The following is a 15,242-nucleotide window of genomic DNA, read 5'->3' on the forward strand; positions in this document are numbered from 1 at the left end:
TGTTTTTTCGTTTCGCATTGTTGAGGTGCAGCCTATGCTCTACAAGTGTAAGCTGAAATATGGGTAGGTTTGCTATGCGAGGCCAATGGGGTGACTTCTGCTACCCCATCAGTAATCCCACAGCGCGCGGCGGTCTTCAGCGTATCAGTCATATACATATACCCACTTTCCATTGCGCAGCACCCATCTTCCATTTTTCGTGTGCTGGTATTTGCCGATGATGGTCGACAGGAGGAAAGCTATCAGCGGCGAGGCGAGGGCCATGGCCATCATAATCCACAGCGAAACCTGGACCACCGTGGCCAATGCCACTACAAAGGTGTGGATGGCGACCAGCGTGACGAGGGTCATGACGACACCATAGAGGCGTAGGCGCAAACCATTGATAAGCACGGGGATGCCATAGCATACCAATAGGGCGGGCCAGATGCCGCCCGTGAAGTGGGCAGACACCAACATGGCGGGCCACTGCAGTATATAGCCTATCACGAGGGGCCATATCAGCAGCGGGGCTTTGATAAAAATAGTCACACACAAGAGATACATGAGCGCCAACGCCATAAACAGCGCCACGGGGATGATGCCGACGATGGCATTTTCTATGCCTACATAGTCGGGGTTGCACCACCACAGCGCATCCCAGTCTATCATCAGCGCCATATAGATGACTATGCCCACGGCGGCGAAGAAGGGCAGCGCCGAAAGCACCAGAAAGCGGGTGCGGAGGGTCATCCATACCGCCAGGAACATGAGCAGCAATGCCATGAAGGGTAGCCATCGGCTGTAGAGCATCCGCGTGGAGGCAGAGTGGACATCCAAGCGGGGCATAGCCAGCCAGGAGGTGAGCTGTAGGCGCGGGCGGAAGTTGTCGGAAGCAAATCTGTCGGTCGCCGAGGGCGGGTTTTCGTCAGCGAACTTCAGCCAGCGGGCTTCCACAAAGTATCTCCTGCCGTCGTAATGGATGATGCCTTTAATCTGTCTTACATCTACAGAGTCGCCCACATCTCCAAGATGGGAGGCGGTGCGGCCATCGGGGCCGGTAACTGTGCGCCCTACGACATCGACGAGGGTGCCGTTGGCGATGTAAAGCACTGTGCGTGAGCCGTCGTACTCGGTGGGCTTTTCGACTGGGGTGGCTTTGATTTCGGGGCCGACGAGACAGTCGACCTCATACTTCTGCGCCATGACGAGGGTAGTCAGACTCAGGAAGAAGAGCAGTGACAGAATTCTGAAGGCTTTCATATCTACTGGGTTTAGGATTGGGAGAGTGAGGGTGTGGGTCAGGCTGTGGGGCTCTATGCGGGAGAGGATGCAGGGGTGGCGTACTCTATCCGCGTCTTACGGTGATAGGAATGTAGAAATAGGCACGGTTGTTGGTAAACTGGGTATAACCTATCTGTTGGGCAATGCGGTAGTAGGGGTCGTGGTCCAACAGATTGTCGGGGTCATCATCGTACTCTACGCGGGTGATGACGGGGCGGCTGTTGCTCACCTGGCAGTAGAGGCGCAGCTGGTGCAGCTGGTCGTCGCCATAGATGGCTCGGCTGGCGATGCTTATCTCGTAGCATTCAGTATAATTCTTCTTTCCCACGTTGGCGTCGAAGTCGTCTATAAGCAGACTTATTGTGGTTCCAACCTTCCAGTTGATGTAGCCCTGCAGGTTGGCGTCGCCCTTATTGCCGTTGCCTTGGGTCGGGTTGTAGTGGCTCATGTCCTGGACCAGGTTCAGCGCGGGGTGGCTTACCCTGAAATTGGAGTAGGGCAGGGTGGGGTTGCCCTTGTCTATGAAGTCGGCAGTCTTGCCGTCGCTCTTCCGTCTGCACAGGATGCTGATGCGGTCGTCGCAGAAGTAGTCCTGTGCGGTCTTATAGCCCTTGCTGTAGTCGGCAAACGCGTTGGCATCGAGCAGATTGTTGCCCTCGGGGGTGACGAAGTCGAGATAAATGCGTTGGGTAAAGATGTTGGCAGATGAGTCATTGTCATCTTTGTCGCACGAGGCGCACATGGCAAGCGTGGCGATACATGCCACCAAGACCAAGATATTCTTCCTGAGTTTCATATTGATGCGGATATTAATGATGTACTGTTTGCAAATGTAGCGCATATTCATTAATCTTCCAAAGAAAAACGAAATTATTGTTGTAGCTTGGTCTATAAAAGCATTCAGCCAAGCCTATGGTCGCGCAAGAAGTGGCGCGTCTCAGCCTATGTATCCTCGGCTGCATTTCCAGCCCTCAGAGGCTGCCGTACTGCTGGTTACGACCAGGCAGAATGTTACCAATATGCGCAGCCGAATGATGCCGAAGGTCTTTGGCGAAGAGGGCAGTGCCGCCGACTTCGGTTTGCGTATCGCGGAGATATAATAGGAGGCAGCGGATGGCCAAAAGGCTTCAGCAAGGGAACGGGCAGTCTCTTGCTGAAGCCTTTTGGCATTGTGTAGGGAGGAAGGGTGGAGTGGGGGCAACTCGCTCTGGTGCTCTGACCGTGGCAGCGGGTCGCTCAAGCAGCCTCTCAGGCCTCGCTATCGCAGGGATAATCGTCGTCATCGGCTACGTGTCTCAGCCATTCATCGTATTGGGGCAGCCAGATTTCCTCAATCTTAGCCTTGTGGTGGTCGAGGAAGCCCTGTCTGTAACCTCTGATTACTGTCTGGAGCAGGTCGCTACAGCCAAGCATAAGCCCCTTGTAGGCATACTCGTAGGCGAAGCTCTCGCCGCAGCCAGCGGGCGCGGTGGAGTCGTCCAGTATCATGCGGGTAAGGGCTGCATAACCGTAGGGACTGCGCAGACGGGCGGCGCGGCCATACCAGAGCCAAGCCTGCTGATAGTCTTGGGCGAAGCCATAGAGCCCTTCCTCGTAGTAGAAGCCGAGGTAATAGGGGCATACGCAGTCGCCGAGGCACCATCCTGCCTGGAGGTCGTCGCTGAGACAGGCGCTGAGTTCGCGCTGGGCGTCGGGGTCGAGGGCATCGTAGGTGGCGTCGTCGGTGAGCATGGTGTACATGAGGTAGCAGTCGCGAGCATCGACAGCCCTGCCTTTCTGCATGATTTCGGCGAAGCCATCGCGGTCGACGACGATGCCGTCGCGGTCGCAGCAGTCGGTGACAGCCCACCAGAAGAAGGCTGCGCTGCCACCATGTTCGGTGGCCAGTTCATAGTTGGTCACGGCGTTGCCGATGCGGCCCAATTCCCTGTCGGCGTTGCCCATGAGCATATAGTATTCGGGGTCATGAAAGTCCTGCTGATGGACATGATTTTCGGCGAGTTCATAGCCTTTTAGCGCATCGCGTGGGCTGCCGTTGGTGCCATAGATGATGTCGCGGATGTGCTGCTGCATGGCTTTCTCGCTGTGGTTGTCCAATGCCTTCTGCATCAGGTCATTGTAGGCATCGTAGTCGCACTCTCCCAGGTCGCCGTCCTTGTGCATGTAGGCGAGTTGGGCATAGGCGTCGCCGATACCGTGGCTGGCAGCGAGCTTGTAGAAATCGTGCTTGATGCTGTCGGAGTGGTTGTCGTATTGGAGCACATCGTGCAGCCTGGCATAGGCGTACATCATGTATGGGTTTCCCTGCCAGGCCATCATCTCGATTTTCTTCACATCATCGAAGAGCAGCGGCACGTTGTTGTTCTGGCGGAGCACCAGCAGGAAGAGCATCTGCGCTTCGCTGTCGTAGGCCACGGTTTCTGCGGTGGTCCAGAATGCTTCCTGCACCCTGAACTCCCTGAAAAGTTGTCTGGTTAGGGCTGTCATACACATTAATATTCAAGTTGTTTTGTCGTATCTCTGTCGCCGTGGCGGCGGTGGCGTCAATGGGCTTCGAGCCAGTTGGCGCCCCAGCCTGCATCGGCGGTAAGCGGGATGCTGAGTCGGCAGGCGTTTTCCATCTCCTCGATGACGATACGCTCTACCTGCTCGCGCTCCTCGGGATAGACGCTGAAGTTGAGTTCATCGTGTACCTGCAGTATCATCCTCGAGCGCAGTCCTTCGGTGGCGAACCGCTTGAATATGTGTATCATTGCCACCTTGATGATGTCGGCCTCCGAGCCCTGGATGGGCGCGTTGATGGCGTTGCGTTCGGCGAAGCCTCTCACGGTGGCGTTGCGCGATGCTATATCGGGCAGATAGCGTCGGCGGTGGTAGATGGTCTCGGCGTAGCCCTTCTCGCGGCAGGTGGCGATGGCCTCGTCCATGTATGCCTTGACGCGTGGGAAGGTGGCGAAATAGTCGTCGATGAGCTGGCGCGCCTCTGAGTTGCTGATATTCATACGCTGCGCCAGTCCGTAGGTGCTGATGCCATAGATGATGCCGAAGTTGGCTTGCTTGGCTTTCTTGCGCTGCTCGGGCGTGACCTCTTCGACCGGCACGTGCCATATCTTGGCGGCTGTGGCGGCATGGATGTCGATGCCGCTGCGGAAGGCGTCGAGCATGTGTTCGTCCTGCGAGAGATGGGCCATGATGCGGAGCTCTATCTGCGAGTAGTCGGCAGAGAAGAAGAGGCATCCCGGCTCGGGCACGAAGCTCTTGCGTATCTCCTTGCCGTCGTCGTCGCGGATGGGGATATTCTGCAGGTTGGGGTCAGACGAACTGAGGCGCCCCGTGGCGGTGATGGCCTGGTTGAAGCAGGTGTGGATGTGGCTCGTGCGGGGGTTGATGAGTCGGGGAAGTGCCTCGACATAGGTGCCGAGCAACTTCTTCAACCCTCTGTAACTCAGTATGTCGTCGACGATGGGCGCGCGGCTGCGCAACTGGGTCAGCACCTCTTCCGAGGTGACATACTGGCCCGTCTTGGTCTTCTTTGGCTTGTCTACAATCTTCATCTTGCCAAAGAGAATATCTCCCACCTGCTTGGGACTGGATATATTGAATGTCTCGCCAGCCTCGGAATATATCTTCTGTTCGTATTCGGCGAGCCGGCGGTTGAAGTTCTTGCCTGTCTCTGCCAGTGCGGCGGTGTCCAAGCATACTCCGGTGAGCTCCATCTCGGCCAGTACGGGCACCAGTGGCATCTCGATGTCGTAGAAGAGGCGTTCGCCGTCGACCTCCTTGAGCTTCTGCTCGAGCACGTTCTTCAGTCTGAGCGTCACGTCGGCATCTTCGGCAGCATACTCATATACTTCCTGGGGCTGGAGGTCACGCATAGACCGCTGACCTTTACCTCGAGGTCCGATGAGTTGGTCGATGTGTATCGTCTGGTAGCCCAGAAGCGTCTCGGCCATGTAGTCCATGTTGTGGTGAAGCTCGGGCTGCACGATGTAGTGGGCGAGCATGGTGTCGAACATGGGTCCGCGCACCTCTATCCCATAACGACGCAACACCTCGTAGTCGTACTTGACGTTCTGTCCTACCTTCATGATGTGCTCGTCTTCGTAGAGCGGACGGAAAATGTCGACCATGCGCTGCGCCGCTTCCCTCTCTGCGGGCACGGCGACATAGACGGCCTTGAATTCTTCGACCGCGAAGCTCAGACCGACCAATTCGGCGTCGATGGCGTTGGTCGATGTCGTTTCTGTATCAAAACTCAAGATTTCTTTTGTCAAGAAATAATCACGTATTTTTCGTGCTTCTTCTTCTGATTCAATAAGTTGGTAATCGTGGGGGGTCTCTTTGAGGCCCAAAATACTCGCATTTTTTGGCTCGCCTTGGCTCTCGGCCGCAAATTCGCCAAACAAATCGAGCTGCAAATCGTCGTTTTTCGGCGTATTTTTAACTTTTTTAATAATTTTGTCGGTCAGGGCTCTGAACTCGAGTTCCTGGAAGATTTTCTCGAGTCGCTCCTCGTCGGGCGAGGTCATCTTCATTTTTTCCAAATCGAGCGCTATGGGCACGTCGGTCCTTATGGTCGCCAGGAACCGGCTCATGCGTATGTCGTCGACGGCACCTTCAACTTTCTCTCTCAACTTGCCTTTGATTTCGTCGGTATGTGCGAGCATGTTGTCGATACTCCCAAACTGTGTGATGAGTTTCGCGGCAGTCTTCTCGCCCACTCCCGGACATCCGGGGAAGTTGTCGGCCGAGTCGCCCATAAGCGCCAGCAGGTCGATGACCTGTGCGGTGGTCGCTATACCATACTTCTCTGTCACCTCGCTTTCGCCCAGCGTGTCGTAACCGCCACCATGACGGGGTCGGTAGATATAGACATTGCCACCCACGAGCTGTCCGTAGTCTTTGTCGGGGGTAAGCATGTAGGTCTCGATGCCCTCGCGTCCGGCAGCGGTGGCAAGGGTGCCTATCACATCGTCGGCCTCGAAGCCGTCGGCCTGGAGCACGGGTATATGGTAAGCCTCGAGGATGTCCTTGATGATGGGCACGCTCGCCCGGATGTCCTCGGGCGTCTCCTCGCGCTGTGCCTTGTAGGCGGGAAAAGCCTCGTGACGGAAGGTCTTGCCGTGGTCGAAAGCCACAGCCATGTATGTGGGCTGCTCCTTGGTTATCACCTCGTTGAGGGTATTGACGAACCCCATTATTGCTGATGTATTGAGTCCCTTGGAGTTGATGCGTGGGTTTTTGAGGAATGCGTAGTACGACCTATATATAAGTGCATAGGCGTCCAATAGAAAGAGTCTGTCCATAGTTCTAATTGCTTTAGGTGTGTAAAATTACGAAAATAAATTAGATAATGACAGAAAATATCTGTAATTTTGCAACAAAATACTCATAGTCATGGATTATCAAACAGTTATCAAGGCGCCGATATCTGCAGAATTGGCCGATTTCATCGAGATGTTCAACCGCTCGCTCGACCACGAGGATGGCATGCTGGCGCAAGCCCTGAACCATATCCGCCAGCGCGGCGGCAAGCGTATGCGACCCATTCTCATCCTGCTGATAGCCAAAAGTTTCGGAGCCGTAACCGAGGTAACCCAGCATGCAGCCATAGGACTGGAGTTGCTGCACACAGCGTCGCTGGTGCACGACGATGTGGTCGATGAAAGCGCCGAAAGACGCGGCCAGGCTTCTGTCAACGCCATCTATGACAACAAGGTGAGTGTGCTTGTGGGCGACTACATTCTCTCTACCGCTCTGCTCCATGTCTCTTACACTCATCGTGAGCGCATTATCCGTTATCTGGCGCAGTTGGGGCGTACACTCTCAGACGGTGAAATCCTGCAGCTTTCCAACATATCCAACCGTGACATCTCGGAGGACGTCTACTATAATATAATAAAAGGTAAGACCGCTGCACTCTTCGAGGCGTGTGCCTCCATTGGTGCGCTGGCGTCGGGAGCCACCGACGAGGAGATTGAGGCTGCTGCCCGCTTCGGCCAGAACCTTGGTATCGTCTTCCAGATACGCGACGACATCTTCGACTATTACGACAGTGCCGACATAGGCAAACCCACCGGCAACGACATGGCTGAAGGCAAGCTCACGCTGCCCGCCATCTACGCTGTGAACCACGATGCGCCCGCCGAAATCAGAGAGCTGGCTTACAAGGTGAAAGACCGCTGCATCAGCACCGATGAAATCGGCAAACTTGTCGCCTATACCAAGGCCAACGGCGGTATAGAATATGCCGAGCGCCGCATGTGGGAGTTTCACGATGAAGCCTGCCACTTCATCGATACGTATATCCATCAGGACGATATACGCCAGGCACTTAGAGCTTATCTCGACTACGTCATCAAGCGCAACAAATAATCCCCAATTCATCGCGATTTTCCCCTCGTCAGTGCATCATTTAGCCATCAACGTGTAATATGATGCACTGATTGTTTTCGGCCGTATTGCGGGGCGCGAAACCGAGGATGCGGGGCGTGATATATGTAATGCAAGCCATGAAAACACCGTTTCGCGCCATGCACTCAGCGTTTCGCACCATGAAATTATCGCCAACGTGACCTCCGCCGAGTTGTCGGGATGGTCGAAATGAGTCTGGATGAACGGGAAACGCGCGCGGAGGTGGATGCAAAAAGGGCGATGCAGACTGCGCGGTCTGCATCGCCCTTAGGCGTTATGCCATCCCTCGTGGGGAAGGCTGTGGGGTTAGAAGTATTTTACCTCTTTGCCTTCGATTGTGCTGATAAGCAGGTTGGTAAGACGGCTGGTGCCCAAGCGGAACCACTTGTTGGTGAGCCACTTCTCGCCCAAGACCTCCTTGACGATGGTGTAGTAGGTCACAGCGTCCATCACGGTATTGATACCGCCTGCGGGCTTCAAGCCAATCTGGATGCCGGTCTCGTCGTAGTACTCCTTGATGGCCTGGCACATCACGTAGACAGCCTCGGGAGTGGCAGAAACCTTCTCCTTGCCTGTAGATGTCTTGATATAGTCGGCACCGGCATACATGGCGATGATAGAAGCACGCTTCACGTCGGCCATCGATGGTAGGTCGCCTGTCTCGAGGATTACCTTGAGTGGCACTTCGCCGCAAATATCCTTGATTTCGCTGATTTCATCGGCCACAGTCTCATAGTCGCCCGACAGATACTTGCCCACCGACTGCACGATGTCAATCTCGGTGGCGCCATCCTTGACTGCGAGCGCAGTCTCGGCAATCTTGACCTCGATGAAGGTCTGAGAAGAGGGGAAAGAGGCACATACGTTGGTTATCTCTACACCGTCTACCTCCAGGCTCTCGCTCACCAGTTTGGCGAAGCAGGGATAGGTGCATATGGCAGCCACGTGGGGCAGTTCCTTGTAGTCCTTGGCAAAGTTGTTAACACGCTCTACCATAGCCAGAATCTCTTCTTCGGTGTCGGTGGTACGGAGCGAGGTCAGCTCGATGCTGCCCAGAAGGAAGCGGTGAACCTCGTCGGTATTGTTCTCAGCTGCTTTTTCTACGATTTTCTTTACTTCTTCGGCAACTTCAGCATCGGTGATGTTGAGGTTGTACTTGTTCAGCGCCTGCTGATACTTGTCAACGTTCTTAATGTCTGTCATATTGTTTGGGTTATTAATGATTGTCCTAAAGTTACAGTTTGCTGTTGTTGATATGGCGCGTGGCGTCGCGGCGGGTCTTCTTTTCAAAGCTCTTTTCGAGCTCGACGGTGAGGTCTATGCCCGTCTGGTTGGCAAGGCAGATGAGCACCCACAGCACATCGGCCATCTCTTCGCCCAGGTTGGGCTTTTCGCCCGCCTTGAAGCTCTGGTCGCCATAGGTGCGCGCCATGACGCGTGCCAGTTCGCCCACCTCTTCGGTGAGGCAAGCCATATTGGTGAGCTCAGAGAAGTAGCGCACTCCATACTGCCTTATCCATTCGTCTACTCGTTGTTGTGCTTCCTGTATAGTCATAATCAGTGGGTTAGGAGGTAAGCTGCGATTATGCCCAAGAGCGTCAGGGCCATGATGAGGTAGACCACAGCGCTTCGGCGCTTGTCCTTCCAGTTGCGCAGGGCGGTGATGGTGTAGTAGATGGTACACATGATGCCGCCTATGATGAGCCACGTGGCGCTCTTCATCAAGATTCCGCCCACCATGATGGCGAGCATGCCCAGGATGTTGATGAGCCAGATGGCAGTTTCCTTGATTTCGTTCATATCTTTCACTTAGTTGAAGGCTGCTGTGGTTCAGACGGTTACGCCGTCTATCATAACCCGCATGGCGAGCATCACGGTCAAGAAGGCGAAGATGGAGGTAATCACCGCATAGTAGGCGAGCATGCCCTTGTGCCACACGCCCGTAGTGATGCCGGTGCGGAGAATCTGGATGAGCGTCTGGAGCAATATGCCGAACATAATGGCACCGCCTACGCACGCTATGGCTGCTGCCGAGAGGTGGAGCAGGCGCTCCAGAGTCTTGCTGACCAGTATGATGGCAAGCGCCACAATTTTTGCGATAGTCTTGATATTCATGTTGTTCATTGCTATAGTTTACTCTTTGTTCTTGGTGTCCATACAGATGGTCACAGGGCCGTCGTTGACCAGTTCTACCTTCATGTCGGCGCCAAACTCGCCCGTGCCTACCTGCTTGCCGAGCGCCTCGCTCATTCGGGTGCAGAAGTAGTTGTACAGGGGCACCGATACGTCGTGCGTAGCGGCTCGGAACCATGCCGGGCGGTTGCCCTTCTTGTAACTCGCGAAGAGCGTGAACTGTGATACCACGAGTATCTCGCCCTGTACCGACAGGATATCACGGTTCATGACTCCCTGTTCGTCCTCAAAGACGCGCAGACCTATAACCTTGTGTACCAGCCAGTCGGCATCCTCGTGCGTGTCGGCGCCTTCTATGCCTACAAGGATAAGGTAGCCTTTGCCGATGGATGATTTGACCTCGCTGTCTATGGTGACCGATGCGCGCGAAACGCGCTGTATGACAATTCTCATAGTGACTATCGTTATGCTATAATCTGCAAATATACTAAATTTGCCATAATTTAACCCATCATTTGTTTTATTTTTGCTCGAGAGGGTCGAAATATCGTCTGCAACAGCCATTCAGAGCCCTCTGAGAGCCTCTGTAGCGGCGTTTTGGGCTGCCGTGGGTGTGGAGATACCCTCCAGCCTCGCAGAGGGGCTCTCCAGCTTCGCAGAGGTACCCTCCAGCTTTGTAAAGGTACCCTCCATGATTGTAGACGCGAACAGCATGGTTTCCTATGTAAACTGCATGGTTTTGATGTAAACTGCATGGCTGGCGATGTAATCGCTATGATTGCTGTGAAGGTCGGAAAGGTGGTCGTGGTGGGCTGTTGTTATATGTAATACAGTACCGCTGATGCTGTCACTGACGGCGGGACATAAAAAGACTATCAGCGCAGTGGTGAAGGCTACTGCGCTGATCGTCAATGGGTTAGCGAGAGGAGTGGGAGAGAGCTACTCGCTCGCGGGGTGGAAATGGTCGTAAATCACCTTGGCTTTGGCGTTACCCACTGAGGCAGAGAGGGTTGGGAGCGAAGCCTCGCGGATGGCCTTGACCGTCTTGAACTGCTTCAGGAGCGCCTCGCGCGTCTTGGGGCCTATGCCTCGGATGTCGTCGAGCTGAGAGTGGAGTGCGTGCTTGGACCGCTTGTCGCGGTGGAAGGTGATGGCGTAGCGGTGAACCTCGTCCTGGATGCGCGTGAGGGCATGGAACAGCTCGCTCTTGACATCGAGCGCCACCGTGCAAATGGGGTCGCCGAAGAGCAGTTCATTGGTGCGGTGGCGGTCGTCCTTGGCGAGTCCAGCCACGGCAATATTGAGTCCCATTTCGCCATTGACCACAGCCGATACGACATCCATCTGGCCCTTGCCGCCATCGGTGATAATCAGGTCGGGCAACGGCTGATGCTCATCGGTCATGCGCTGATAGCGGCGTCGCACTACCTCCTGCATAGACGCATAATCGTCGGGTCCGACGACGGTCTTGATGTTGTATTTGCGGTATTCCTTCTTGGCAGGGCGCATGCCCTTGAACACCACGCAACCCGCCACGGCGTCGGTGCCAGAGATATTGGAGTTGTCGAAACACTCGATGTGGTAGGGGAGCTTGGGCAGCTTCAGCTTGGCCTGCAGCTCCTTCATCAGGCGCGTCTGCTTCTGCTCAGGGTTGAGCTTTTCAGCTTGTTTGAGCCTGTCGAACTTGTACTGACGGCTGTTCATTTCAGACAACTCCAGCAGATGGCGCTTGTCGCCCCGTTTCGGCACGGTGAAGGTGACGTTGCTGAGCTGCCACGACAGTTCGAACGGCACTATTACTTCGCGTGCCGTGCTTTGAAAACGCTCGCGAATCTCGGGAATGGCGTCAATGAGCAGTTCTTCGCACGTTTCATCGAGCTTACGCTTATATTCAAAGGTGAAACTCTGGTTGATGGTGCCGTTTTTCACGTGAATATAGTTGATATATGCATTCCGCGACGCCTCGTCGTCAATAATGCTGAAAACATCGACATCGGTAATGGTGTGGCTCACTACCTCGCTGCGGCTCACGAAGCCCTGGAGCAGCATATAGCGCTGCTTGACCTGCTCGGCCTCCTCGAACTTGAGCGCTGCAGACAGCTGCTGCATCTGCTGATACAGCAACTCGCTCAACTCGCGCGTATTGCCCTTGAGAATTTCGCGTGCCTGACGGATACATTCCATATAATCATCGTAGCTCTGACGACCACAACACGGCGCACCACAATTATGAATGTGGTATTCGAGGCAAGGCTTGTACTTACCGGCAGCGATGCCTTCGGCGGAAATAGGGAAATGGCACTTGCGCGGCTTGTAAATTTTGCCGATTAGGTCGAGAATGTTGTACATGCTACTGATGTGGCTGTAGGGACCAAAGTATTGTCCGCCCTTGCGGTTGATGTTACGCGTCTTGAAAATTCGAGGCAGATACTCCTTGGTGATACAGATGCTGGGGTAGGTCTTGCCGTCTTTGAGCAGCACATTATAGCGCGGGTTGTAGCGCTTGATCAGGCTGTTTTCGAGCAGCAGCGCGTCTTCTTCGGTGTTGACCACGGTGTAGGTGATGTCGCAGATTTTGGACACCAGCACCTTGGTCTTGAACCTATCGACCTCGGTATGGAAGTAAGACGAAACACGGCTCTTCAGCCTCTTGGCTTTTCCCACGTAAATGATGGTGTGGTCCTTGTCATAGAACTGATAACTGCCCGGTTTCTCCGGCATATTGAGGACAATGTTTTTGAGTCTTGCCAATAGTTCCTCTTTCTCTTTCTTCATGCTTAAACCTATTGGAAACAAATGAAATAGCCGCTTAAAGTTTCACGTGAAACTTTAAGCGGCCTTTAATCTTTACCGTCATTGTTTCATGCCCGCCACCGATGGTTCCGACAGTTGTCAGGATGGTGGAGTGGGGCGCAGGAATGACGCAAAGCCTAAAGGCCGCTCTCGCTAAAATATTAAACCTGTATGAGAGATGTCACTTCGATATCGTCGTCGAAAGCATCCCGGCCATTGAGGTCCTCATTGACAAGTTCGATGATGAAGTTGCAATACACCTTTTTGGGGTTGAACTTCTTGACCAGGTCACAGGCAGCCTTCATGGTTCCGCCGGTGGCGAGCAGGTCGTCGTGGAGCAACACCACATCGTTCTCGTTGATGGCGTCCTTGTGGATTTCGATGGTGTCGATGCCATACTCCTTGGCGTAGCTCTCCTGTACGGTCTCGCAGGGCAGCTTGCCCGGCTTGCGGCAGAGCACGATACCTGCGTTGAGCTGGAGTGCCACTGCCGACGACATCACAAAACCTCGGCTCTCGATACCCACAATCTTGGTAATGCCCTTGTCCTTGTATAGGTCCACCATTTCATTGGTAATAATCCTAAGACATTCGGCGCTCTTGAAGAGCGTGGTTACATCTCTGAAATTTACGCCCTTGATTGGCCAGTCGGGAATGCAGCGTAAATTCTTCATTAATACTTCGTTGTTCATTGCAATTATAATATTTATAGATTTATCCTTGTTTCACGTGAAACTATCTTCCCATAAGTACCAGCAGCACATTGATATCGCTGGGTGACACTCCAGGGATGCGGCTTGCCTGTGCCAGGGTCTCGGGGTTAATCTTCTCGAGCTTCTGGCGACCCTCGGTCGAGATTTCGTGGAGCTCGCTGTACTTGAAGCGACCCCTAATCTTGATATTCTCCAGTCGGTGCATCTTGTCGGCAATGATGCGTTCGCGCTCGATGTAGCCCTTATACTTGATTTTGATTTCTGCTGCCTCGCTGGTTTCCTCCTTGCGGTTGGGCAGACCCTCTATCAGTGCGCGGAGTTGGGGCACGGCGTCGGCCATCTGCCGGATGCTCACCTGGGGACGGCTGACGAGGTCGGCGACCTTGCATCCCATGCGGAGTGGGGTAGTGCCGATGCTCTCGAGCCACGGGTTGATGTCGGCGGGCTTGACGCTGGTGCTGGCGCAGAAGTCGATGATGCGCTCTATGCCCTCGCGCTTCTGCAACCACCAGTCGTAGCGCTCGCGCGATGCCACTCCGAGGTGATAGGCACGCTCAGTGAGTCGGGCGTCGGCATCATCCTGTCGCAGAAGTATACGGTATTCTGCGCGCGAGGTAAACATGCGGTAAGGCTCGTCGACCCCCTTGGTGGTGAGGTCGTCGATGAGCACACCTATATAACTCTCGTCGCGCGCCATGACAAACGGCTGGCCTCCGCCACACTTGATGGCAGCGTTGATGCCCGCCACGAGACCCTGTCCTGCAGCCTCTTCGTAGCCCGTGGTGCCATTGACCTGTCCGGCGAGGAAGAGCCCGCTGACGACCTTGGACTCCAGCGAGTGGTCGAGCTGGGTGGGGTCGAAGTAGTCGTACTCGATGGCGTAGCCCGGGCGATAGAAGCGCGCGTCGCGCAGTGCGGGGATGGCGTGGAGTGCCTGCAGCTGTATGTCGATAGGCATGCTCGACGAGAAGCCATTGAGATACATCTCATTGGTATTCTCCCCTTCGGGCTCGAGAAACAGCGGGTGCTGCTCCTTGTCTGGAAAGGTGACGAGTTTGGTCTCTATCGACGGGCAGTAGCGCGGTCCGGTGCTCTGTATCTGCCCGTTGAAGAGCGGCGAGTCTGCCAGTCCGCTGCGGAGTATGTCGTGAGATTGCTTGTTGGTATAACAGGTCCAACAAGGCAGTTGCTGCAGTGTGCGGAGAGGAGCCATATAACTGAACTGATGAAATCCCTGTTCGCCGGGTTGCTCCTCTGTGTCTTCGAAGTGTACACTTCGTCGGTCGATGCGTACGGGTGTGCCCGTCTTCATACGTCCTACGCGTATGCCGTGGCTGGCTATGCTCTCGCTGAAGTTCAGGACAGCCGGCTCGGCGCATCTGCCACCCGGCACCTTATGCCTGCCGATGTGCATGAGTCCGTTGAGGAATGTGCCTGCCGTCACCACCACCGCGCGGGCATGGAATGTTACTCCCCAGATTGTGGTAACTCCCACAGCCACACCGTCTTTGACGATGAGTGTGTCTGCCTGGTCCTGCCAGATATCCAGATTGTCGGTGTGGTCAAGTATTTCGCGCCATTTCCAGATGAACTTTCCCCTGTCGCATTGCGCCCTTGGCGACCAAACGGCTGGGCCTTTTCCCTGATTGAGCATTCTGAACTGTATGGCAGTGGCGTCGGTGACGATTCCGGTCTGACCGCCGAGAGCATCAATCTCCCTGACTATCTGTCCTTTAGCTATGCCACCGATGGCCGGGTTACAGCTCATCTGTCCAATCTTGTTCATGTCCATAGTAATCAGGCACGTCCGAGCGCCCATCCGGGCAGCTGCGGCAGCGGCTTCGCAGCCTGCGTGTCCGCCTCCGATTACTATCACATCATAATCAAATTTCATTATGTTGTAATATTTTCCGCAAAAGTAAGAAA

General features: G+C 54.6%; 14 protein-coding genes. 2 read left to right on the top strand and 12 right to left on the bottom strand.

Annotation, left to right across the window (positions count from 1 at the left end):
* Positions 1–144: 144 nt before the first annotated feature.
* Together CIK87_RS13365 and CIK87_RS13370 are read right to left on the bottom strand one after the other, a co-directional pair.
* The gene (locus tag CIK87_RS13365; RefSeq protein ID WP_094387574.1) at positions 145–1,242 is read right to left on the bottom strand and encodes a hypothetical protein; all 1,098 of its coding nucleotides are present in this window, start codon (positions 1,240–1,242) and stop codon (positions 145–147) included.
* 85 nt (positions 1,243–1,327) lie between these two features.
* On the bottom strand, positions 1,328–2,059 hold the full coding sequence (locus tag CIK87_RS13370) for a hypothetical protein (protein ID WP_144008233.1): 732 nt from the start codon (positions 2,057–2,059) through the stop codon (positions 1,328–1,330).
* A 148-nt stretch (positions 2,060–2,207) separates the two neighbouring features.
* On the opposite strand from CIK87_RS13370, the gene CIK87_RS14435 reads away from it, so the two are divergent.
* Positions 2,208–2,363 (top strand): hypothetical protein, encoded by a 156-nt coding sequence (locus CIK87_RS14435; RefSeq protein ID WP_158214793.1) that lies wholly within the window; start codon positions 2,208–2,210, stop codon positions 2,361–2,363.
* Positions 2,364–2,511: 148 nt separating this feature from the next.
* Here the strand turns inward: CIK87_RS14435 and CIK87_RS13375 are convergent, their stop codons facing one another.
* Together CIK87_RS13375 and polA are read right to left on the bottom strand one after the other, a co-directional pair.
* Positions 2,512–3,750 carry a sel1 repeat family protein gene (locus CIK87_RS13375; RefSeq protein WP_144008234.1) on the bottom strand — a complete coding sequence of 413 codons (1,239 nt, stop codon included), beginning with the start codon at positions 3,748–3,750 and terminating at the stop codon, positions 2,512–2,514.
* Positions 3,751–3,806: 56 nt separating this feature from the next.
* The gene (gene polA, locus CIK87_RS13380) at positions 3,807–6,569 is read right to left on the bottom strand and encodes a DNA polymerase I (RefSeq protein WP_094387577.1); all 2,763 of its coding nucleotides are present in this window, start codon (positions 6,567–6,569) and stop codon (positions 3,807–3,809) included.
* Between the two features lie 91 nt (positions 6,570–6,660).
* Between polA and CIK87_RS13385 the strand changes: the two genes are divergently transcribed.
* Positions 6,661–7,638, top strand: a complete 978-nt coding sequence (locus CIK87_RS13385; RefSeq protein WP_094387578.1) for a polyprenyl synthetase family protein — start codon at positions 6,661–6,663, stop codon at positions 7,636–7,638.
* Positions 7,639–7,983: 345 nt separating this feature from the next.
* Here the strand turns inward: CIK87_RS13385 and deoC are convergent, their stop codons facing one another.
* From deoC to mnmG, 8 genes are all read right to left on the bottom strand, one after another.
* Entirely contained in the window at positions 7,984–8,880 is an 897-nt protein-coding gene (deoC, locus tag CIK87_RS13390) for a deoxyribose-phosphate aldolase (protein ID WP_094387579.1), read from the bottom strand.
* 31 nt (positions 8,881–8,911) lie between these two features.
* Positions 8,912–9,232, bottom strand: coding sequence for a nucleotide pyrophosphohydrolase (locus CIK87_RS13395; protein ID WP_094387580.1), 321 nt, complete (start codon positions 9,230–9,232; stop codon positions 8,912–8,914).
* A gap of 2 nt (positions 9,233–9,234) precedes the next feature.
* Positions 9,235–9,477, bottom strand: coding sequence for a hypothetical protein (locus CIK87_RS13400; RefSeq protein WP_094387581.1), 243 nt, complete (start codon positions 9,475–9,477; stop codon positions 9,235–9,237).
* Between the two features lie 30 nt (positions 9,478–9,507).
* A complete protein-coding gene (locus CIK87_RS13405; protein ID WP_094387582.1) occupies positions 9,508–9,801 on the bottom strand; it encodes a hypothetical protein in 294 nt (97 codons plus the stop codon).
* Between the two features lie 9 nt (positions 9,802–9,810).
* On the bottom strand, positions 9,811–10,263 hold the full coding sequence (gene dtd, locus CIK87_RS13410) for a D-aminoacyl-tRNA deacylase (RefSeq protein WP_094387583.1): 453 nt from the start codon (positions 10,261–10,263) through the stop codon (positions 9,811–9,813).
* Between the two features lie 486 nt (positions 10,264–10,749).
* Entirely contained in the window at positions 10,750–12,585 is a 1,836-nt protein-coding gene (gene uvrC, locus CIK87_RS13415) for an excinuclease ABC subunit UvrC (RefSeq protein ID WP_094387584.1), read from the bottom strand.
* A 179-nt stretch (positions 12,586–12,764) separates the two neighbouring features.
* Entirely contained in the window at positions 12,765–13,295 is a 531-nt protein-coding gene (locus CIK87_RS13420; RefSeq protein ID WP_094387585.1) for an adenine phosphoribosyltransferase, read from the bottom strand.
* 43 nt (positions 13,296–13,338) lie between these two features.
* A complete protein-coding gene (mnmG, locus tag CIK87_RS13425; protein ID WP_094387586.1) occupies positions 13,339–15,210 on the bottom strand; it encodes a tRNA uridine-5-carboxymethylaminomethyl(34) synthesis enzyme MnmG in 1,872 nt (623 codons plus the stop codon).
* Positions 15,211–15,242 lie beyond the last annotated feature (32 nt).

Origin of the sequence: Prevotella sp. P5-64 (assembly GCF_002251285.1) — a bacterium.
In the GTDB taxonomy this organism is placed as follows: Bacteria; Bacteroidota; Bacteroidia; order Bacteroidales; family Bacteroidaceae; genus Prevotella.

Coding starts and splice junctions, on each gene's coding strand:
- CIK87_RS13365 (WP_094387574.1), bottom strand. CDS start 1,242: ATGAAAGCCTTCAGAATTCTGTCACTGCTCTTCTTCCTGAGTCTGACT.
- CIK87_RS13370 (WP_144008233.1), bottom strand. CDS start 2,059: ATGAAACTCAGGAAGAATATCTTGGTCTTGGTGGCATGTATCGCCACG.
- CIK87_RS14435 (WP_158214793.1), top strand. CDS start 2,208: ATGTATCCTCGGCTGCATTTCCAGCCCTCAGAGGCTGCCGTACTGCTG.
- CIK87_RS13375 (WP_144008234.1), bottom strand. CDS start 3,750: ATGACAGCCCTAACCAGACAACTTTTCAGGGAGTTCAGGGTGCAGGAA.
- polA (WP_094387577.1), bottom strand. CDS start 6,569: ATGGACAGACTCTTTCTATTGGACGCCTATGCACTTATATATAGGTCG.
- CIK87_RS13385 (WP_094387578.1), top strand. CDS start 6,661: ATGGATTATCAAACAGTTATCAAGGCGCCGATATCTGCAGAATTGGCC.
- deoC (WP_094387579.1), bottom strand. CDS start 8,880: ATGACAGACATTAAGAACGTTGACAAGTATCAGCAGGCGCTGAACAAG.
- CIK87_RS13395 (WP_094387580.1), bottom strand. CDS start 9,232: ATGACTATACAGGAAGCACAACAACGAGTAGACGAATGGATAAGGCAG.
- CIK87_RS13400 (WP_094387581.1), bottom strand. CDS start 9,477: ATGAACGAAATCAAGGAAACTGCCATCTGGCTCATCAACATCCTGGGC.
- CIK87_RS13405 (WP_094387582.1), bottom strand. CDS start 9,801: ATGAACAACATGAATATCAAGACTATCGCAAAAATTGTGGCGCTTGCC.
- dtd (WP_094387583.1), bottom strand. CDS start 10,263: ATGAGAATTGTCATACAGCGCGTTTCGCGCGCATCGGTCACCATAGAC.
- uvrC (WP_094387584.1), bottom strand. CDS start 12,585: ATGAAGAAAGAGAAAGAGGAACTATTGGCAAGACTCAAAAACATTGTC.
- CIK87_RS13420 (WP_094387585.1), bottom strand. CDS start 13,295: ATGAACAACGAAGTATTAATGAAGAATTTACGCTGCATTCCCGACTGG.
- mnmG (WP_094387586.1), bottom strand. CDS start 15,210: ATGAAATTTGATTATGATGTGATAGTAATCGGAGGCGGACACGCAGGC.